Source organism: Sphingomonas sp. GW821-FHT02B09, from assembly GCF_059421875.1.
Genome location: NZ_JBWKVV010000006.1, coordinates 25,914 through 44,708 on the forward strand (window position 1 = coordinate 25,914; position 18,795 = coordinate 44,708).

29 protein-coding genes are annotated in these 18,795 nt (G+C 68.2%); 26 read left to right on the plus strand and 3 right to left on the minus strand.

Features of this window, described 5'->3' with window-relative positions; all coding sequences use genetic code 11:
- The first annotated feature begins 88 nt into the window (after positions 1-88).
- The 8 genes from AC07U4_RS19225 to AC07U4_RS19260 all read left to right on the plus strand — a co-directional run bounded on the left by AC07U4_RS19225 (position 89) and on the right by AC07U4_RS19260 (position 4,964).
- Positions 89-568 carry a hypothetical protein gene (locus AC07U4_RS19225; RefSeq protein WP_495196582.1) on the plus strand — a complete coding sequence of 160 codons (480 nt, stop codon included), beginning with the start codon at positions 89-91 and terminating at the stop codon, positions 566-568.
- Complete coding sequence (locus AC07U4_RS19230; protein WP_495196583.1) at positions 561-1,052, plus strand: hypothetical protein; 492 nt, start codon at positions 561-563, stop codon at positions 1,050-1,052. The genes AC07U4_RS19225 and AC07U4_RS19230 overlap by 8 nt, the downstream gene beginning before the upstream one ends.
- Before the next feature lie 86 nt (positions 1,053-1,138).
- Positions 1,139-1,837 carry a hypothetical protein gene (locus AC07U4_RS19235; protein WP_495196584.1) on the plus strand — a complete coding sequence of 233 codons (699 nt, stop codon included), beginning with the start codon at positions 1,139-1,141 and terminating at the stop codon, positions 1,835-1,837.
- Positions 1,838-1,886: 49 nt separating this feature from the next.
- On the plus strand, positions 1,887-2,648 hold the full coding sequence (locus AC07U4_RS19240) for a hypothetical protein (protein ID WP_495196585.1): 762 nt from the start codon (positions 1,887-1,889) through the stop codon (positions 2,646-2,648).
- A 169-nt stretch (positions 2,649-2,817) separates the two neighbouring features.
- Positions 2,818-3,120, plus strand: a complete 303-nt coding sequence (locus AC07U4_RS19245; RefSeq protein ID WP_495196586.1) for a hypothetical protein — start codon at positions 2,818-2,820, stop codon at positions 3,118-3,120.
- 117 nt (positions 3,121-3,237) lie between these two features.
- Positions 3,238-3,453 (plus strand): hypothetical protein, encoded by a 216-nt coding sequence (locus tag AC07U4_RS19250; RefSeq protein ID WP_495196587.1) that lies wholly within the window; start codon positions 3,238-3,240, stop codon positions 3,451-3,453.
- A gap of 3 nt (positions 3,454-3,456) precedes the next feature.
- Complete coding sequence (locus AC07U4_RS19255) at positions 3,457-4,467, plus strand: deazapurine DNA modification protein DpdA family protein (RefSeq protein ID WP_495196588.1); 1,011 nt, start codon at positions 3,457-3,459, stop codon at positions 4,465-4,467.
- Between the two features lie 32 nt (positions 4,468-4,499).
- Positions 4,500-4,964, plus strand: coding sequence for a thermonuclease family protein (locus AC07U4_RS19260; RefSeq protein ID WP_495196589.1), 465 nt, complete (start codon positions 4,500-4,502; stop codon positions 4,962-4,964).
- A gap of 14 nt (positions 4,965-4,978) precedes the next feature.
- Here AC07U4_RS19260 and AC07U4_RS19265 read toward each other — a convergent pair whose 3' ends face one another.
- Positions 4,979-5,173 carry an SDR family oxidoreductase gene (locus tag AC07U4_RS19265; protein WP_495196590.1) on the minus strand — a complete coding sequence of 65 codons (195 nt, stop codon included), beginning with the start codon at positions 5,171-5,173 and terminating at the stop codon, positions 4,979-4,981.
- Between AC07U4_RS19265 and AC07U4_RS19270 the strand changes: the two genes are divergently transcribed.
- On the plus strand, positions 5,156-5,380 hold the full coding sequence (locus AC07U4_RS19270) for a hypothetical protein (RefSeq protein WP_495196591.1): 225 nt from the start codon (positions 5,156-5,158) through the stop codon (positions 5,378-5,380). The two genes, AC07U4_RS19265 and AC07U4_RS19270, sit on opposite strands and share 18 nt — an antisense overlap.
- Positions 5,381-5,456: 76 nt before the next feature.
- Here AC07U4_RS19270 and AC07U4_RS19275 read toward each other — a convergent pair whose 3' ends face one another.
- Positions 5,457-5,930: a response regulator gene (locus tag AC07U4_RS19275; protein WP_495196592.1), complete on the minus strand. Its 474-nt coding sequence runs from the start codon at positions 5,928-5,930 to the stop codon at positions 5,457-5,459.
- A gap of 238 nt (positions 5,931-6,168) precedes the next feature.
- Between AC07U4_RS19275 and AC07U4_RS19280 the strand changes: the two genes are divergently transcribed.
- The 13 genes from AC07U4_RS19280 (at position 6,169) to AC07U4_RS19340 (ending at position 15,587) form a co-directional block, all read left to right on the plus strand.
- Positions 6,169-7,362 (plus strand): DUF932 domain-containing protein, encoded by a 1,194-nt coding sequence (locus AC07U4_RS19280; protein WP_495196593.1) that lies wholly within the window; start codon positions 6,169-6,171, stop codon positions 7,360-7,362.
- Positions 7,363-7,508: 146 nt separating this feature from the next.
- Entirely contained in the window at positions 7,509-9,158 is a 1,650-nt protein-coding gene (locus tag AC07U4_RS19285) for a PRTRC system ParB family protein (protein ID WP_495196594.1), read from the plus strand.
- Positions 9,159-9,189: 31 nt separating this feature from the next.
- Positions 9,190-9,618 carry a PRTRC system protein E gene (locus AC07U4_RS19290; RefSeq protein WP_495196595.1) on the plus strand — a complete coding sequence of 143 codons (429 nt, stop codon included), beginning with the start codon at positions 9,190-9,192 and terminating at the stop codon, positions 9,616-9,618.
- 44 nt (positions 9,619-9,662) lie between these two features.
- Positions 9,663-9,869, plus strand: a complete 207-nt coding sequence (locus AC07U4_RS19295; RefSeq protein WP_495196596.1) for a PRTRC system protein C — start codon at positions 9,663-9,665, stop codon at positions 9,867-9,869.
- A gap of 4 nt (positions 9,870-9,873) precedes the next feature.
- Positions 9,874-10,101, plus strand: a complete 228-nt coding sequence (locus tag AC07U4_RS19300; protein WP_495196597.1) for a hypothetical protein — start codon at positions 9,874-9,876, stop codon at positions 10,099-10,101.
- Positions 10,031-11,041 carry a hypothetical protein gene (locus tag AC07U4_RS19305; protein WP_495196598.1) on the plus strand — a complete coding sequence of 337 codons (1,011 nt, stop codon included), beginning with the start codon at positions 10,031-10,033 and terminating at the stop codon, positions 11,039-11,041. Before AC07U4_RS19300 ends, AC07U4_RS19305 begins: the two co-directional genes overlap by 71 nt.
- Before the next feature lie 8 nt (positions 11,042-11,049).
- On the plus strand, positions 11,050-11,856 hold the full coding sequence (locus AC07U4_RS19310; RefSeq protein WP_495196599.1) for a PRTRC system protein B: 807 nt from the start codon (positions 11,050-11,052) through the stop codon (positions 11,854-11,856).
- The gene (locus tag AC07U4_RS19315) at positions 11,853-12,512 is read left to right on the plus strand and encodes a PRTRC system protein A (protein WP_495196600.1); all 660 of its coding nucleotides are present in this window, start codon (positions 11,853-11,855) and stop codon (positions 12,510-12,512) included. Before AC07U4_RS19310 ends, AC07U4_RS19315 begins: the two co-directional genes overlap by 4 nt.
- Positions 12,502-13,287, plus strand: coding sequence for a PRTRC system ThiF family protein (locus tag AC07U4_RS19320; RefSeq protein ID WP_495196601.1), 786 nt, complete (start codon positions 12,502-12,504; stop codon positions 13,285-13,287). The genes AC07U4_RS19315 and AC07U4_RS19320 overlap by 11 nt, the downstream gene beginning before the upstream one ends.
- A 23-nt stretch (positions 13,288-13,310) precedes the next feature.
- Positions 13,311-14,183, plus strand: a complete 873-nt coding sequence (locus tag AC07U4_RS19325) for a Mom family adenine methylcarbamoylation protein (protein ID WP_495196602.1) — start codon at positions 13,311-13,313, stop codon at positions 14,181-14,183.
- Positions 14,184-14,224: 41 nt separating this feature from the next.
- Complete coding sequence (locus AC07U4_RS19330) at positions 14,225-14,530, plus strand: hypothetical protein (RefSeq protein WP_495196603.1); 306 nt, start codon at positions 14,225-14,227, stop codon at positions 14,528-14,530.
- A gap of 24 nt (positions 14,531-14,554) precedes the next feature.
- Positions 14,555-15,229: a DUF5983 family protein gene (locus AC07U4_RS19335; protein WP_495196604.1), complete on the plus strand. Its 675-nt coding sequence runs from the start codon at positions 14,555-14,557 to the stop codon at positions 15,227-15,229.
- A complete protein-coding gene (locus tag AC07U4_RS19340; RefSeq protein WP_495196605.1) occupies positions 15,219-15,587 on the plus strand; it encodes a sigma factor-like helix-turn-helix DNA-binding protein in 369 nt (122 codons plus the stop codon). Before AC07U4_RS19335 ends, AC07U4_RS19340 begins: the two co-directional genes overlap by 11 nt.
- On the opposite strand, the gene AC07U4_RS19345 is transcribed toward AC07U4_RS19340, so the two are convergent.
- A complete protein-coding gene (locus AC07U4_RS19345) occupies positions 15,571-15,756 on the minus strand; it encodes a hypothetical protein (RefSeq protein ID WP_495196606.1) in 186 nt (61 codons plus the stop codon). The genes AC07U4_RS19340 and AC07U4_RS19345 overlap by 17 nt on opposite strands.
- A gap of 546 nt (positions 15,757-16,302) precedes the next feature.
- Between AC07U4_RS19345 and AC07U4_RS19350 the strand changes: the two genes are divergently transcribed.
- The 4 genes from AC07U4_RS19350 to AC07U4_RS19365 are packed head-to-tail and all read left to right on the plus strand — an operon-like array spanning position 16,303 to position 18,765.
- Positions 16,303-16,620: a hypothetical protein gene (locus tag AC07U4_RS19350; protein WP_495196607.1), complete on the plus strand. Its 318-nt coding sequence runs from the start codon at positions 16,303-16,305 to the stop codon at positions 16,618-16,620.
- An 11-nt stretch (positions 16,621-16,631) separates the two neighbouring features.
- Positions 16,632-17,963, plus strand: a complete 1,332-nt coding sequence (locus AC07U4_RS19355; protein ID WP_495196608.1) for a hypothetical protein — start codon at positions 16,632-16,634, stop codon at positions 17,961-17,963.
- Positions 17,964-17,966: 3 nt separating this feature from the next.
- Complete coding sequence (locus AC07U4_RS19360) at positions 17,967-18,284, plus strand: hypothetical protein (protein WP_495196609.1); 318 nt, start codon at positions 17,967-17,969, stop codon at positions 18,282-18,284.
- Positions 18,285-18,315: 31 nt separating this feature from the next.
- Positions 18,316-18,765: a UCP036055 family protein gene (locus tag AC07U4_RS19365; protein ID WP_495196610.1), complete on the plus strand. Its 450-nt coding sequence runs from the start codon at positions 18,316-18,318 to the stop codon at positions 18,763-18,765.
- The last annotated feature ends 30 nt before the right edge of the window (positions 18,766-18,795 follow it).

The following is an 18,795-nucleotide window of genomic DNA, read 5'->3' on the forward strand; positions in this document are numbered from 1 at the left end:
TGCGGTCCATCCTCGTGCCGCTTGGATGAAGGGAAGGCGGAGCGGTCGGGTAAGCACGCTTGGGTGCTCTTTCACCTGGAGACCGATCATGGCGGACCGCGTATCGGCCAGGATAGCGATCGGCGGTACCTTGCCGCGATCGCTGCTGGCTGCATTCACCCGGACGATCGACGATGAGGATGCCCGCCTCGACTGGGAGGGCGAGCCATTTGCCGCGGCGGCGATCCCGGTAGGTGGGCCGCTCCAACTCATGGCGCACGAGGTCGCGTGGGGTAATTTCAGCCGGTTGGAGGAGTTCTGCCACGAGCATGGCCTCGCCTATGTCCGCTGGTCGGGTGGCTGCCCGGGCAGCTTCGGCCCGGAACGCATCGTCTTCACCGGCTCTGGTGATCCGGTGCGCCATGCCGTCACCGACGATGACGAACTCGTCTTCGACATCGAGACGGTCCGCGAGCTGGGCAGCATCGCCGCGATCGAGGCGAAGGCGGCGGAAGGTGGATTTACGCCGGGACCGCTGATCGTCGTCGACGTCGCGCCTGCCGAGAAGACGGAGGCGCAGCATGGCTGACAGCTACACCCAGGCGACTTTCGCCTTCGGCTGCTCGAACGCCGAGATGGCGCTGCTGGAGGAGGCGTTCCTCGCCGCCGACAGTCTCGCAGGCGATTACGATCCCGATCCGCCCAGCGCCGAGTTGCTCGCCGTCTTTCCGCCTGATGGGAACGACATCTGGAGCGGCCTGCGCGGGATCTTCACCGATCCGGATCATCCAGACCTCGGCGCCGGGATCGAGGGTGGCAACATGCTCGCCGACTCCGAACGGTGTCATGTCGTCATTTACGGCATGACCGACTTCGAGCCGAATGCCATCGCGGCGCTGATCCAGCGCTGCTGTCAGGCGACGCTCGTCGAGGCGCCGATCGGCTTCGAGTATTGCTGGAACTGCTCGAAGCCGCGGATCGGCGAATTCGGCGGCGGCTGGTGCGTCGTCCATCCCGATCGCATCGACAGCGGCGCAACCAGCGACGCGCTTGCTGCTGCGCTGCGGAGCTGACCTTCCCGAACCGAACTGGGCACCGTGACCCGCTGTTTGCGTCGCGATCGGGCGCGTCCTCACCTCTTTCGACAGGAACACGATCCATGACCGACGCCACTGCGCCGGCGCAGCCGCTGCGCCTCCACAGCCAGACCCCGACCGACGATCGCGGCAACTTCCATTATCAGGGCGACCTCCATAGCGCTGGCGAGGCGCTGCCGGATCTGTGCCGGCGGATCGAGCGTCACCTAGTCGCAGCCTTCGCCGACAGCCGCTTCGCCTTGCGCAGCGAGACGTTCGCGGGAGGACGCAAAATCACTGTCGAGCTGCTCGATCACCCCCGCGACCTGACCGCTCCCGACGACCGCTCGGCGTTCGAGGTGGCGGTCCGCGACCAGATCGAGCGGTTCGGCTTTACCCGCTCAAACTTCTACCAGGATTATCTGTCGTGCGCTTTCTACAGCGAGGTGCGAATCGGGCAGGCCTATTGGGCGACGCTCGCCACGCGCCGCGGCACCGCTCATCCGGTCGAGCAGAAGCTGACGCTCGCCGCGTTCCGCAAGACGATCAAGCCGGGCGATACGCTGACGCTGGTCCATGCGCCTTGGCCGACCCGTAACCTGGGCGTCGCACGCACCGTCGAGAAGGTCCGCTCGGTCGATCTGGTGATCGGCGGCAGCCATCTCGGCTATCCGCGCGCCGCCGGCTTCGCCTGCGATGGCCGCATGGTTCGGATCGCGATGGGGGATGAGCGCAACCCCGATGCGCACCTGCTCTACGAATGGGCACGAAGGGCCGCCTGACCGGAGGGAAGGGTGAGGGGGCGGGCGCCCGCAAGGAGGATGCCCGCCCATGACCCGAGAGACCCTGACCATCGGACCCGCACCCGCCGAGGAGCCGTGCGCCCAACTCGGCATCACCGACCTGTTCGAGCAGGCCAACCTGCTCGAGATCCGCTGCTACCGCGCGGCCCTGACCGCGTGTCACGGCGCGCCGCCCGCCGGCGCGACGTTCCATGTCGAGCGCAACGTCCACGACTTCGGCACCTACCGCGAGCTGGCGGTGCGCTACGATCCCGACGACGAGACGGCGGTCACTTGGGCCTTTGCGGTCGAGGAGGGATTGGCACGCTGGCTCGACGCGGACTTCCCGGCACCCATTGCCTACGACGACCGCGGCCAGGTCGACGCGTTCGCCTGCACCGATCACTTCGACGCGGTTCGCCGGGCGATGCTGGTCATGGAGCGGCTGCGGATTGATGGCTACGGGACGGCCCAGCAGGCGGTCCGCATCGTCCGCCTGCGCGCCGCCTATCCGACGCAGGCCGACGATGTCGATCAATTGCTCCGCCAGCTGGCGACCGAAGCCCGCGTCCGCGTGCCCGCCGATCTCCGCGTCGACCTCTACGCGCCGTATCGATTGGCCGTCATGCCGGCGCTGTACAACGACCGTCGCGCTGTCCACTATCCCAAAGGCGACGTGATCGACGTCCATGCGCACGAGCGACGTGCAGGGCGATGCCGATACATCGCCTGCGATCTCGGCAGCGTTGCGACGCCTGACGACGCGCTCGCGCTCTGCTGGGAGCATATGGCGCGATACGTCATCCCCTGATCGTCACGCGGCGAGAAGCTGTCACCGATCATTACCCCGACAGTGGGACGCCGATACCCGCGCTCGTCGAAGCCGCCGGCCCGCCATCGCCTCTCAACCCGACGTTTGACCGGCATATCGCGCGCAGTCGGTCCGGTAGCTGTTCACTCTCCCGAATGGAGCATCGTCGATGATCGACACCCTGTTCCGACAGGTCGCCGCCGACCGAGGCTGGAACGGCGACGCCCAGATCGAAATCCTCCTCCGCTACGCCGCCGATGCCGGGTCGACGGCCAGGTTGCGCGCGTTTCTCGCTCGCGAGCAGATCGGCATCGCCAGCGATACCGACCCTTTCACCGAGGCCGTCATCGCCGCGCTGCGCGACCCAGGCCTGGCGCTCGACGACGCATTTCGCCGCTACTGCGCCGGTTGTCGCGACCTGCTCACACCGCGTCAGGCCGCCGAGCGCTGGTGCTGCTGGCGCGGTGCCTGACAGCGGCTGGTGCCTCGCCACCGACATTCATGGGAGTTCTCGATGATGGACCGACACACTGAATCCAATTCTGCTTGATCGGACAGTTGGGCCGCACTGCCGGCAATGTGTGCGACCGTGCTGCCGGCCACCTTTGAGCCGATCGTCATCAAGCGCGGCGAGGCCGGTCATTGGCCAATCCCGGACGGCATGACGATCGAGCGGATCAACACCGTCTTGAAGGCGACGACGGCGCACGTTCAGGCGATGCTGGTCGGCTCGATGTTCGGCTGGGACGTGCCCGGTGCCGATCCTGCCCGCTACGACGCGCACGGGCGGCCGCTGCGGTCCTGAACCATGGCCATCGAGATCGTCGTCGGTCTGCCCCATCTCTCGAACGGGCCGCTGCTCGATCGCGCCCGTGCCATGCAGGTGCCGGTCCTCGTCTCCGCCAACGCCTTCTCGCGCTGGAGACGCCGCGATGGCGTGCGCGAATGGCGCGGCTGGCGCACCGGGACGCTGGCGAATGCCCATGGCCTCGCCTCGATCGATCTCGACAGTGCCGGCTTCGTGCTGGCGGTGAAGGAGCGTGGCATTCCGTGGAGCGTCGACGACTATATCGCGCTTGCGGCGAGCTTTCCGTTTCGCCGATTCGCGAGCCTCGACCTGTGCGTGGAGCCGGAGATCGCGCATGACCGCGCGGAGGTGCTCGACCGGATCGCACGGACCATCCAGCTCAACCGTTCCTGCCATGCCCGGGCGGTGGACGCCGGTATCGCCCATGTTTTCATGCCGGTCATACAAGGCCGCCGCCCCGAGGATTACCTGCGTTCGTGGGACGGGATCGCGCACCTCGTGCGCCCCGGACAGGTCATCGGGGTCGGCAGCCTGTGCCGTCGACAGGTCGGCGGCGCCGAGGGGCTGGTCGCCATCATCGACCAGCTCGACCGGACGCTGCCCGATGGCGTTCGACTGCATGGTTTCGGCGTCAAGGGCGCCGCCTTGTCCTTGCTGGCGAGCTTCGGGCAGCGGGTCGCGAGCATTGACAGCCAGGCCTATGGCATCGCCGCGCGCCGCGAGTCGCATGCCGCGGGGCGCTCGAAGACCGAGCGATCGGTGGCCGCGCACATGCAACGCTGGACCGCGCGCCAGTTCGAGCGCGGGGCGACGGCGAGGCCGGCACAGACGTCGCTGTCCCACGATGTGGCCGAACCCGTGCCGTCCGACCCGTGGGAACAGGCATTGGCGACCGCGCAGGGCGAAATCCGGACGCTGATCGCCGCCGGCGAGATCGCGCACGATCAGATCACCACAGGATGGGTCGCCGAATGGGCTGCCGCGTCCGATCGATCCTTGAAGGATGCTTGATAATCGCCGCCGCGTTGCGGAAGAGAGGGCCGATGACGCTTGCAGAGACAGTCGATCGGTTACGGCGTGTGCAGTATCGCCGCTCGGGCGGGGTGGCCTGCCTTGCCATCATCGCTGGATACCTTGCGCTCTTCGTATCCTCGCCCGCCCATGCGGATCCCTGCAATGGGACGCTGCCGCAGCCGGGAGCCCGCTTCACCGGCGTGGTCCGACATGTCATCGACGGCGATGGACTTTGCATCGGCCCTGCCGGCCAGCCGGATCGCTGGATCGAGATCCGCCTCGCGGATTTCTACGCACCCGAACTGCGCGAGGCGGGCGGGGCGGCAGCGCGGCAAAGATTGGCGAATCTTACCCGCGGACGCTCGATCGCCTGCATCTCCCGAAATCGCAGCTACGACCGGATCGTCGCGGCGTGCATGCTGAATGGGCGACCACTCGGCCGCCTCCTGCGCGAACGAGGCGCGCGCGAAGGCGGGCGCGGCTTCCGCCGCTGACCCGCCCCAAGAGTTCAGATCTGCGCGAGGCCGCCATCCACGAACAGTTCGACGCCATTGATATAGCCGGCACCGGCCCCCGCGAGGAAGCGCACGACCGATGCGATGTCATCCGGCTCGCCGATGCGACCGGCAGGCGCGTTCTGTGCGGTCCATTCCTCGAACGCCGCGATCGACCCATCGGCGTCCTCGTGCAACTGGTGCGCCATCGGGGTGCGCACCGGGACGCCGCCACCTCGCCCTTCCTCGACGTTCCCAAGTCGACATTGCGAGGGCATTTCCGCGTGCTGCGCGAGAGCGGAATCATTCACACCGCCAAGCGGGGCGTGGAGCATATCAATACGCTACGCTGGGACGAGATCGAGGCGCGCTTTCCCGGCCTTTTGCCACCCATCCTGGAATTCGCCCCGGATTGATCCTTATCCTGGGCGTGCGACCACGGATGGTGCGATGGCCAATTTTCGAACTGCCCTTGGGGAAAAAACTTCGCCGTCACCGCGCGGCGATGTGACCCTGGATCCTGTTGGCGCGCAGATCGCGCTGACCCGGGTTCGCCCTTCGCCGGGACTGCGCGACCGTCGCGGATGCCATGGGCTGATCCGGAGCGGCGCGCGTTTGAAGCGCGATCTTGCCGATCACGTTCGCCAGTCGCTGCGCGGATACCGGCTTGCTGAGGATCGCCGACGCACAGGCTCGCGCTTTGGCATCATCACCGTGACCGGTGACGAAGATCGCGGGCACGGGGCCGTGCCGGTGCTGGATCGTGGCGACGGCTGAAGGTCCGTATCCGCCAGGGCCGAGGTCGACGTCGGAGATGATGATGTCGGGGACTCTCCGCCCTGCGAACTCGATCGCGTGTTGCGCGGTATCCGCAACGTCGACCGAGGTGGCGCCAGCGGACCTGACGATATCGGCCAGCGTGTTGGCGATCAGCGGCTGGTCTTCGATGATCAGAACGTGCTGCATCCTGTCCTCCATCAGGAAGATCAACTCACGGCCGCGGCGGTATATCCGTGAGCGCCAGCGCTCGATCCGGATTCCGGACATCCGCGTAAAGGCGCGAACGAGGTGGTTCTGGATGCGCTGACGCGGATGAACTTCGCCTGCCCACCGTCTCGCTCCCGGGCGCGGAAGGGGGAGGGGGCGGATCGAGGGGGCGGATCGGAGATGCGGTCCGTGCCCCACACCACGAGGAGACAAACCCATGGCGAGCCTCGCTCCCGTCGCCGACCGTCCGGTCGACGGCGCCTACCGTGTCGATATCTCACGCGGACGCAATGTCGATCGCGTATCGTCGGAATGGTTCTCGCGGCCCGACGATGAGAAGTATCTGTCGCTCACCGACCTCTACGCCAGCGTCCGCGGCCGTGCCGAGCGGGCGAAGACGCGCGTCGTCGAGAGCGCCGCAATCCGTGTCGAAGCGCGGGGAACCAACCGCGAGGAACTCGCGCTGCTGGTACCCGACACCGCAGGCTCGGTCGCGCCGACCAACTGGTCGTTCGGCCAGCTCTGCAGCTTGGTCGGCGCGCCGGCTTCGTATCTGCGCCAGTTGCCTGCGGTGCTGGCAGGCATCAACATGCAGCACGGCCTGCTCCATCACCGCGCCGAGCAGGTGAAGCTGCTCCAGACCGAAGACGGCCGTACCGAACTGCGTGCCGTCACCGGCCCGGATTACGGCCGCATCTGGGACCATGAGTTGGTCGCCGCGGCGATGAAGATCGCCGGCAACGGCACCGGCGACACGAGGTGGAAGGTGCCGGGCGTGCTCGACTGGGGTTCGATGCGTTACAACCCCTATGTCGATGTCAGCCGCGAGACGACGACACTCTATGCGTCGGATCGCGACGTCTTCCTGTTCCTGGTCGACGACACCCATCCCATCGAAGCGGGCAAGCTGCCGAACGGTGACCCCGATCTCTATTTCCGCGGCTTCTACTGCTGGAACAGCGAAGTCGGCGCGAAGACGCTTGGAATCGCGACATTCTACCTTCGCGCGGTGTGCCAGAATCGTAACCTGTGGGGCGTCGAGAACTTCGAGGAAATCTCGATCCGCCATTCCAAGTTCGCCGCCGCGCGCTTCGCGCATCAGGCGTCTCCCGGGCTGGAGAGCTTCGCCGACAGCTCGCCGCGCCACTTCATCGACGGCATCCGCGCGGCGCGCGAGCGCATCGTCGCGCGTACCGACGAGGATCGCGGCGACTTCCTGCGCAAGCGCGGCTTCTCGAAGGCCGACACGGGTCGCGTGATCGAGATGGTGCTGGCCGAGGAGGGCCACCCGCCGGCGTCGGTCTACGACTTCGTGCAGGGCATCACCGCGCTCGCCCGTGGCAAACCACACCAGGACAGCCGGCTGGACTTGGAAGCCAAGGCCAGGAAGCTGCTCGAACAGGCACGCTGACGCGCGCCGCCGATCGTCCGTCATGCCCGCCGTCGCTCGCTCCGGTATGCTACCCGGGCGGGCACCGGAGCGAACCGCCGTCGTGCCGCTGCCGTACGGTTCCACCACCCGGCGGCATTCGCCGCATCCTGTCAGGAGTCATCGTCTTGACCGAACCCTTACCCCTCGGCGCCACGATGCTGGCGCTGTCCCGAATGGTCAGGGGCCAGAACCCCCGTCGCTTCTTCGACCGTGCCACGCATGACGAACTCGTCGTCTCGGTCCGACTGCGCGGTATTATCCAGCCCATCGTGGTTCGGCCGCTGCCCGACGGTCTGTTCGAAATCGTCGCCGGCGAACGCCGGTACAGAGCCGCCCTCGTCGTCTATGGTCCCGATGGCGAAGTACCTGTCGTCGTCCGTGAGATGACCGACGAGCAAGCGCTCGAAGTGGCGATCGACGAGAACGATAATCGCGACGACCCATCGGAAACCGAACAGGCCGATGCCGCGGTGCGCCGTCTGGCCGCCTGCGGCAACGACCGCGCAGAAGCCGCGCGCCGACTCGGTTGGTCGCGCGCCAAGCTCGATCGCCGCCTGGCGCTCGCCGAACTGTCCGAAACGGTTAAATGCGCGCTCGACGAACGCCGGATCAAGGTAGGTCACGCCGAACTGCTCGCCGCCGTGCCTGCAGACAAGCAGCACAAGGCGCTCGAGACGATCCTCCAGGCTGGTCTCGATGTGGCGAAGACGCGCGAATTGCTCATGCGGGTGACGCAGAACCTTGGCAGCGCGTGCTTCGACAAGTCCGAATGCACGACCTGTCCGTTCAACTCCGCGACGCAACGCGCGCTGTTCGACACCCATGTCGACGATGGGCACTGCACCAATCCGACCTGCTTCCAGCTCAAGACCGAGGCGGTCGAACAGATGCTGAGAGACGAGCGCGAAGAGATAGCGGCTCGACGCGCGCGTGACGCGGCCGACGCGGACGACGCTGACGACGGAGACGACGCCGACGAAGCGGCCGAGGATGAAGCCGACGATGCCGTGATGTCGGAGGGCGAGCGGGAACGGGAGGATCCCGGCGCTCCTGGCACGAAGGTCACGGATGTCTCGACGCTCTCGGCGCCACCGACGCCGATCAGACCGGCAAGCCCGCCACCCACCGTCCGCGAGCCGACCGTCGACGCACGTTCGATCGCCGCCCGGACGAAGGACTTCCGCGAGGCGACGTGGCGAACCGCGGTCGCCCGGGCGCTTGCCGGCAATCCGGGCCATGCCCGAACCGCGATCCTGGTTGCGGCGATGTCGGGTACGCTCTCGCAGATCAAGCCCGAAACACTGACTTCGCGCGCCGGCCTGCTGGTCGGCACCACCTTCCCGGACCTCGATTTCGCCGGCAAGATCGGCCACCTCGATGCGCTACCCGATGCGCAGGCGGGCAATGTCCTGGCAGTGATCGGCGCCGCCTATGCCAGGGACGTGGCCACCTTCGCCCATGTCGCCGATCTCGCCCGCACGTTCGACGTCGATCTGCGCGACAGCTGGCACGTCGATCGGGCGTTTCTCGAACGCTACACCAAGGCCGAGCTCACCTTCATCGCCCGCGAATGCGGCCTCGTCGCGCATATGGGCGAGAAGGCTTTCGCCAAACTTCTCGGCGCGAAGAAGTCCGATTTCCTGGGGGCCATGGTCCATCGGATCGGGTTCGACTGGACCGGACGTCTGCCCGGCGCGATGACGCTCGATGGCGTCTACGCCCCGCCCCCGTCGCGTGCGGATGGTGACGCACCGGCCATCGCCCTCGCTGCCTGACGCGCTCCCTCGTTCCCAAAGGACCATCATCATGTTGATCGCAAGCATGCTTCCGCTGCTGGCGCGCTACTCGCTCGGCTTCGACCTCGTCGCCGGACCCGACGACGCCGTCACCCTGACGATCATCCCCCGGAAACCCGAGGGTGCAACCACCACTCCCGACGCCGGCGAAGTCCGGCCGATCTCGATCACGGCGCCCGCCGCTGAGATCGACGCCGAGCTCGCACGCGGCGCGGACGGCGCGCTCGGCCAGTTGATCGCCGCGCGCAGGACGCTCGCCGACCAGCTCGCCGATCAGCGGCAGGCGACCGAAGCGGCGAAACAGGCTGCCGAAGACGCGGCGAAGGACAAGGCCGCAGCGGCGACGACCGGGGTCGCTGCGCCCGCAGCCGTCAAGGTGCCCGCGAAGACCAGTCCGCCGGCCGATGCCCGGCCGGACGAGCCCGCCAGTCTCTTCTGACCGGTGCCGAATTCCTTCCACGATCGCCATCCAGGAGGCCACCCATGCAGATCCGACAACTGACCCGTACCTGGCGCTACGACGGCATCGATCTGCCGGTGCCGCCGCATCTGGCGGACGATCCCGCGGCACTGCGCGCCTATCACGCCACCCTCTACCCGGCGATCCTCAACGCCGACGCCGTCGATACCGGCGTGACCGGCGACGCGCATGTCGTCGAATACCGCCGCGCGGTCGGCACCAAGGGCTGAGCGCGTGTCGCGCCGACCGCCTGCGGCGATCCCCGCCGCCCCCCGCGAAACCCTGCTCGAATGGATCGCGTGCGACGATGGCGACACGACCGGCCTTGCCCGACCCGCCCGCAGCGCGCAGGTCGAAGCCCTCCACGCGGCGATCGTCGCCGGCGCGCAAGGTGGCGCGCGGGACGGTACCCGCGAGCCGCTTCATCCCCCGGCCGGACTGCGGCTCGCGCCGCTCGGCTGACCTCGCCGGGCGAGCGGTCGCGCTCTCCGGCGACATCCCGACCATCTTCGATGCCCCGCTCGCCCGTCACCACCGCCTGATCGGCACTTGGGTCGCAGCCTGCGCGCCATCGGCGGCGACATTCACCCGGCCGCAGGTCCGGCGCTACATCGAGCGGGTCTTCGGTGCGGCGGTGCGCGACATCCTGCAGCCCGTCGACCTGGCCGACCTCCGGGTCACGGTGCTGGGCGGTGACGAGGTTCTGCCGCCTGCATTCGTGGTCACCTGTGACAGCGTCGGGCAACTCGATCTCGGCTGGATCGAGGACAGCGAAGCTCCGCTGGCGTGGCGTGCCGCGGCCTATGCGGCAATCGAGGCGATGCTGGGCCGCGTGCTCCCGGTGTTCGGGTACCAGGATCTCTTCGACGAGATCGCATGCTATTACTGGGACGGCACGACCGACGATGACGCGGCGCGAGAGGCGTTGATCGCCTGTCACGGTGCCGACGAGGACGATCTCGAACACCAGCCTCTGCCATCGACGATGAACGCACGGCGCCCCGCGTGGATGGTCGCGGCCAACGCATCGCCATCGGCGGACCTCCCGGTCGCCTTGCGCCAGCTGCTCGACGGGGTTCGCCAAAGCCATGACGCGCTCGCCGCCGTGCCGCCGGATAGCGATGCCTGGCACGTCGATTTCGACATCGTCCGCGAACATCTGCCCGCCCTGGAGGAATGCTCGCACCTGCCGCCGCTGACGCTGGTCCCCGTCGAGCAGTTCGGCTGTGAAGTCGACGATGTCGGTCGCCACGGCATGGAAACCGGCTTCATGGATGTCGCTGGCCTTTATCTGCTCAACGACGCCGCCCGGATCGAGGGCTGGTTCGCCTCGCTCCGGCTCGGCGCGCGGTTCCTGTGCGCAGTCCAGGACCTGCTCCGCTTCGATCCCTCCAACGCCTGAGGCTCCGCATGCACGGGCATCGCACCCATTTCGATTCCGCCGGCGGCGGCCTGGCCCTGACCCATGCCATCCTGCTCTACCATAGCGGCGCGGGTGGACGGCAGGGAGCGGCCTTCGCCAGTATCCATGCCGTCGAACATGACGACGCGGGCACGCCGACGATCGCTGCGGGTACCCCGCTCACGCGCGCGCATCTGCGGCAATGGACCGAGGCGCTTGGGCGAACCGCCTTGCCCGAATTGCTGCCGGACAATGTGCTGGTCGCGCATGCGGACATGCTCGTCTGGTGGACCCCGGCGCAGGTGCGGCCCGCCTTCTTCGCGCTGTCGAACCCGCCCCCCGGTTTGCGCCGGTTGTCGGAGCGGACGGTCGTGCCGGTGCCGTACCCTGCACACCTGTTTATCGCGACGCGTTCCGGGCTCGGGGTCTATGCACTGCCGGCCGATCGCCGGCCGACGGCCGACACCGAGTTGCGCCACTCACCTATCCTCAACGTCTTCGCCGATGGCCGGCTATGCTGGGGCAATGTCCCGAAGCCGGCGACACTCGGTATCGCCTCGATCGCAGCGTTCGAGCGCGCGGTGTTCGACAGCTGGTCGACCCACCCCAATCCGGGCCAGGACCTGACCGTCACCGGCCGGGGTGGCCTGGTCGGGCTCTGGGACGATCTCGCTGCGAAGGGCACGAAGCGGTTTCCGGTTCGCCGGCTGAAACCCTTCAGGGCCGGTGCCGGCCAGCGTGGCAGGCAACGATCCGGAAGCGGTATGCCAGAGCCGCTCACGGTCGGGACGCTCATCGCGCGAGGCGGGCGATGACCATGCTCGCCGACGATCCTACCGCCGCCGCGGTCCTTGCCGCCGTCCGCTGCCATCCGGTGCCGGCGACCGGCCGCTCGCCTGCGATCGACGCGCTGCGCGCCGCCGCGACCGGTCACGGCTTCGTCATCGGACAGGACGGCGTGATGCTGATCCTGCGCCGGCCGTGGCTCGCGCTCGATGTGCCCGTGACGACGCCGGTCGCGGCGCATCTTCCCTATGGCAGCGTCGGGCCGCCCAGGGCCGAGCTGCGCTGCGGGCTCATTCCGGGCGCGCACCTCGCCGTAGTCCTCGATCATTTCCGCGCCGCGCTGCCCGACGAGGCCGCGGCGTTCATCCTCTGGAACGAGGCGACGCGCGACTTTTCGGTCCATTTCCCGGCGATCGACGAAGCCACGCCCTCGCGCCTCGTCTACCGACCGCCGGTCGTGCCGCCCGGGTACCACCTGATCTGTGACATCCACAGTCACGGCCATGTCCGGGCATATTTCAGCCCCACCGACGATGCCGACGACGCCCATGCGACCAAGGTCGCGGTGGTCGTCGGCTGCATCGCCGATTCCACCGGGCCGGGCATGGTGTCGCGGCTGTGTGCCGGCGGCATGTTCCTGCCCCTGCCGCGCAGCCCGTTTGCCGGAGAGCATGATGCCGCCTGATCCCGCCCACCGCCATTATCTGCCCGCCGGCTTCGAGGCGCGCACGATCCGCATCCTGCTCGTCGGCTGCGGCGGCAACGGCGCGCAGATGCTGATGGGGCTTGCCGCGCTCGATACCGCGCTGCGCGCGATCTCCTCGCGCTCGCTGCACGTCACCGCGGTCGACGACGATATCGTCAGCGAGGCTAATTTGGGACGCCAGCCCTTCTACGCCTGCGATATCGGCCAATCCAAGGTGCGGACGCTCACCGAACGGATCAATATCGCTCATGGCTTGGCCTGGACCGCGGTGCATGGCCGTGCGCCTGACGATGTCGGCGTCCAGGGCGTGGACCTCGTCATCAGCTGCGTCGACACCGCCGCGGCGCGCCGCGCATTGGGGACGGCGCTCGGCGTCGTGACGCCGGTCCCCGCCTATTGGCTGGACCTCGGCAACCGTGCGCGCGACGGGCAGTTCCTGATCGGCTGTCCGGCCCATACGGATGACCTCCATCGGTTGCCGACCGTGCTCGAAGCCTTTCCCGAACTGGCCGATGAGAGCCTGGCGGAAGACGACACACCGTCGTGCTCGGTCGCGGAGGCGCTCGAACGCCAGTCGCTGTTCGTCAACCGCGTCGTCGCGTCCCACGCGCTCGCGCTGCTGTTCGATCTCCTGGCCCGCGGTTCGATCGGCCATGCCGGCGGCTTCGTCAATCTGGCGAGCGGCCAGACCGTTCCCATCCCGCTGCCGCGCGAAGACCGGCCCGCTGCTGCCGGAGGAGGAGAGGGGAGGTGAGGGCGATCGGCAGGAGATACGTCATGCATACCACCCGCTCGCAACGCTGGCGCGATCGGCGCGCTCGCTGGGTACCGGCGGCAAGCGAGATCGATCCCCGTCGCCTTGCCGTAGACGTGATCGACACGCACAAGCTCGCCGCCCCGTTCGTGCGGGCGCACCATTATGCCGCCTCGATGCCGGTGACGCGGCTGTCGGTCGGTCTCTTCGCCGACGGTGCCGGCGGTCGCCCAGAGCTGGTCGGGGTCTGCGTCTTCTCGCATCCGGTCAACGACGCCAGCGTGCCAAAGAACGCCGGGCTGAAGAACCCGCGCGCCGCCTGCGACCTCGGTCGGCTGGTGGTGTTCGACAGCCAGGGCGGCAACGCCGAGAGCTTCCTCGTCGCCCGCGCCTTTCGTCTGCTCCGCCGCGAGAAACCCGGGATCCTGTCCGTGATCTCCTATGCCGATCCCGTGCGCCGCGTGGACGCGGAGGGCCGGGTTTTCATGCCGGGCCATATCGGCAGCCTCTATGCGGTGATGCCGGCACGCTATGTCGGACGCTCCAGCCCGCGCACCGACCTGATCCTGCCTGACGGTCGCCCGATCTCGTCGCGCGCGCTGTCGAAGATTCGCAATGCCGAATGTGGCCAGCGATACGCGAGTGACGACCTGCTGCGTGCCGGGGCACCACCGCCAAGGCATGGTGAGGACCGGTCCAGCTGGCTGGCAGGGCTAGAACGGTTAGGTTTCCTGCGGCGTCAGCGCCATCCCGGCTGCCACGCCTATGTGTTCCCGCTGACTCGCGCGGCCAGGCTCGCCGCGAAGAACGTGGCCGAGCACCCCTATCCGGCGATCGATCGCGCGGCGTTGGCCGGCGACATGACCGCCCTGCCGCTGCTCGCCCGGACCGCATGATCCTGCCTCGCAATCGAATCGATCCGCGAAAGGAAGCGGCGATGATCCACGATCGATTCCACGCGATGGCGGCGCTGCGCGGCTGGCCGGTGGAAAAACAGCTGACGGTGCTCCTCGACTATATCGCCCGGCAGGATAGCAGCCCTGCCTTCCTCGATGTCCTTGCCAGGCAGGAAGCCTCGCCGGCGATGGATCGTGCCGATCGCTTCCTGTGGACGGTCGCGGATCGGCTGCGGGATCGCGGGCTGGTGCTCGATGCCGCGTTCCAGCTCTTCTGCCTCGACACCTTCGAGCTGTTCTCGCCGGACGAAGCGGCCGCCGAATGGCGCCGTCGTCGCGAGCGCTGACGTTCGTCCAACAGGAGACCAACGATGACCGGTTTCTCCCGCCGCGATCTGTGCGACCTGCTTGCCCGCGCCCGCGCCGCCCTCGAAACGCCCGGCGATCTCGATGACGGCGCGCGTCTCGGCCTGATCCAAGAGCTGGCGATCGCCGGATCGGACAGCGAAGCGTTCGTCGCGGAAAGCGTCGTAGTCGCGCTGATCGACTCGGGCGACGGTACGCGGTTCCACGTCGCGACGGGCACTGCCGCCCTGAACCGCGAACTGGCGGTCTGGTGCCGGCCGCGCTGGGACCGGACCGGCGACCCGCGCGATCCTGCCATGCTCGGCGACGACGACATCGTCGACAGGTACTTTTCCGGCGATGTCAGCGAGTATTTCACGACCGCTACGGCGAGTGTCGCCGCGGATGACGTCGCGGTCGAGCAGGGCCGCTACTGTGTCCTGTCGACCGCGCATGTGTCGCATGCAACCTCGGAATGGCTCGAACGCTGGTCGGTCGGGCCGCCACCGCCAGCACCGCTTCCCGTCGCTACCACCTTCTACGGCTGGTTCGTCCCGACCCGCGAGCCTGAGGTGCCGGCCGAGCCGATCCCTGCAGACCTCCGCGCCGCAATGCGCTTCGGACGGCAGCGTGGTTTTACCTATCTACTGTTCGACAGCGACGCCGCACAGGTCGACGGGCTCGACGTCCATGACTGGTGAGCGGAGCGGCTCAGGAACGGAGCTGGCGATCCTGCTGCTGTACGACGCCGCCGAGATGCTGAACGACCGCCCGAACTATGCGCTTCGCCGCGATGCGACGCGGACCAGCCACGCGCTGGCGGCGGAGATCGAACGCCTCCTCGACGACCTCCGAATCCGCCACGATGCCGCCCTGTCGGTACTGCCCGATCTCACTGCATGCATCTATCTGGCGCATCGCGACGAGGAGCTATCGTACGAGACGATCGCGATACGGTTCGCGCTGCCCGTTGCGGAGGTGGAAAGCCGCATCGCCGATGCGCTGTTCGCGCTGACCGGCATCGATGTCGTCACCGTCGGTATCAATCGGAACGATTGACCGCCGACAGGCGGTCCGCGGCGATCTCGGCGACGCGGGCACCGACATGGCCACCCTTGCCGCGCACGATCTCAGCAAGGTCGCGCAGCATCGCCGCGAGATCCGTGTCGGACACTCCACTGTCGAGCGCCGCAAGGATGGCGCGCTCCTCATCGTCCAACTCGTGCATCGCTCGCTCGCCCCGGCCGTCCGGACACCGCTGCCGGCTTCGCCAACATAGCACATCCGCCAGAGAAAGGATCGTCATGTCCCGTTTTTCCGTGGTCGACCGGAGCATCCGGCGCGGCGACATGGCGCGTGAACCCGGCGCAGGCTGTCATGACTTCGATAAGGTCGATCCACACGCCTTTCGGCGTCTCTACGCGTGAGGCGCAGATCGAACGAGGCGCATGTGCGGAACCCGGTGTGGGGACTGCCGGCGATGGCCGCGCTCCGATGGCTCGATCCCTCGACGCGGGCGATGCTCGGGCGATTGCTGCTCGATCTCCAGACGGACGCCCGCGGTCGAGCAGAGACGAGCTGGGCCCGGCGCAAGCCGGCCATGGCGGCTTATTGGGCGGCGGTCGCTGTCTATGCCGGACACATCGCCCGGGCGCTCGGGCAGACGCGACCCCTGCGCATGCGCCCGTCGTCACGACGCAATCGCGGGGCGGATCGCGAACGGGCCACGGAAGAGGAGAGGATGGGAGCCGGGTGTGAACCAGGGAGATCGCCGATGTCCTCCGACACCATCTACCGCCACCAGCAGGCGCTCGATCCCAGCGCGCTGACCATCATCGCCGGTGCCGCCCACGCAGTGTCGGCCGCGATCGCCGACTGCCACGCCGTTGGCAGGATCGCCGACGCCGATGCCGCGGTGGTCCTGCTTGCGCGGCACCTCGGCCGGATTGCCGATGCCGTACCGTCGAGCGACGAAGCGCTGCGTCGGCGCTGCGTGGAGACCATCACGACGCTTCGCGGGGAACGGTTCGTGCCCCTGAACGCGCGTCTTGCAGCAGCGCCGGTGCCGGACCTGCCGCGGATCGCGGCTTGAGGGAGGTTCGCATGCCGGACACCGTCTTCGATCCCGCGGATGCGGAATGCTGGATCGCGCATGGCCGCAAGCGCGAGCACGCGGTGCTGATCGCCGCCGCGTGGCGCGACCATCCCGACCTGCCGCCGAGCGCGCCGCTCGATGCGCGCCAGGCGCGCTCGCGTGCCCGGATCGCCGCGATGAATCCCGTCAACGAGCAGATTCGGCAAGAGGCTGCGCGCGAGCAGGAGGCGCGCAACTTCGCCTTCACGGAAGGCCAGCTTCGCCTCGGGCGTGCCTCGTCGCAGGATGCGGCGATCCTCGCCGGGCGCGACCGGCACGGCTATGGCTGGCTGCGATCGGTCGACTATGCCTGGGGCTGGACCGCGGCGCGGGCCGGCTGGGAGTTCCGCCCACCGGGTCGCAACCTGCTCGGCGTCGTTCCCGAAGGATCGACCGAGGCCTACGCCCAGGGCTTCGCCGATGGTGGCGGTCGGCGCGACGATCTGTTCGACACGGCACGCCGCCAGTTCGCCGCTGCCGGTCGTATGTCGAAACCGGGACAGGAAATCACGGCCGCATCCCGTCCGCTGCCGAGCAGCTGGCTGCAGCCGGCGGACATCCATGTGTCCGTCGCCTGGGAACGCCGGCTCGTCATCCTCGCAGCTTCCGTGACCCGTGACGTCGGACCACCCGCTCCGGCGATTGACCTGCTCGACGACCCGATCGCCGACGAAATCCGGCGGACGCCCGGTACGAGGCAGGCCCGTCTCGTGGTGCTGTCGGCGCAGCACGGCTTCATCGATGGCCAAGTCCCGCTCGCGCGTTGGTCCGAGGTCATGACGCCCGACCGGGTGGCGCACCTGACGGCATCGTCCGAAGCCCGGGCGCAACTCACGAGACTGCTGGACGGTCGCGAGATCGAGGATATCCTCATAGCGGCACAAGGTGCTTATCTGACCGTGATCGACACCCATGCATCGGTTCTGCCCCTGTGCCGGGTCATGGAGCGCACCCGCAACACGCCGCTCCAGCAGCGCACCCATTGCCGCACCTGGCTGGCGCGCGGGCGCGACGCCGGCGAGAATGTCGGTGCCGGCCATATCCGCTGGAGCAAGGTCATCCAGGGGCTCACCGGCAAGCTCGGCGAGTTCACCGCGCGCTACGGCGGCAAGGCGAACCCACGCGGCCATCGCATCCTGATCGAGGTCGCACCCGGCGTGCCCGCTGCCGGATATGTCACTGCGGCCGGTGTCGCGCTCGGGCCGGAGATCATCATCCCGAACAAGGCGCACTTGCGCATCGAGATGGCGAAGGCGCTGCGATCGTTCGCCGCCGCCACCCGCCTCGCGATGGCGGCCTGAGCCATGGTGACGAACAGCATCGATCACGGCGACCTGTTCGATGCGATGGAGCCCGGCGCTGGATCGGTGGCGGCGGCCGTGCCGGACGCCCCGGCACTCCCGCTGATCGCCATCCCATGCGGCTTCAGCAACCGCCACAATGTGCCGTGCCGTCGGCTCGGCAGCCAGCCGGTGACGATCGACGGTAAGCCCTTTCACCACCGGGCTTGCCGCATCGTCCACTGCGATCCTGCCTGCTTCCGCGGCGGGGTGGCGGATGTCAGTGGCGGCGAGCCGGTCTCGGACGGACAAGCCGGAGGGGAGGCGGGGCCGATCGGGTGACCGGATGTTCCGGTCGACAAGGAGACATCCAATGCCCGTATCCGCTGCCACCATCTTCGGCGGCGCGCCGCTCGGCGCAGTCATCCGCTGGAGCGACGGCTCGCCGCGTCCGCCCGAACGCCATGTCCGCAAGGTCCGCGATTGGGAGCGGAGCAACGGCGAGGGGCGGCTCGTCGAGCGCTATGCCGGCGCGCGCGCCGGCATGGCCGACAGCTTCACGATCCACGAAGGCAACTTCGGAGAAGGCGGGGTGATCGTCCTGAGCGTCCGCCGCGTCTTCGGCTCGAACAGCCTGCTCGGCTTCGATGTCGTCTCGGTTCCGCAGCCGGGCGATGCGCTCGTCGTCACGACCTCGTTCGGCCGGGACGAGCTTCAGCATGTCGCTGCCTCGCGGGAGGCGGCCGAGCGCTGGCAGGCACACCACGGCTACCGCGATGCCCGCATCGACGTCGTTCCACCATCGATCGCCCTGGCGGCCTGACGATCTGCACGGACGCTCCGCCCGCTTTCC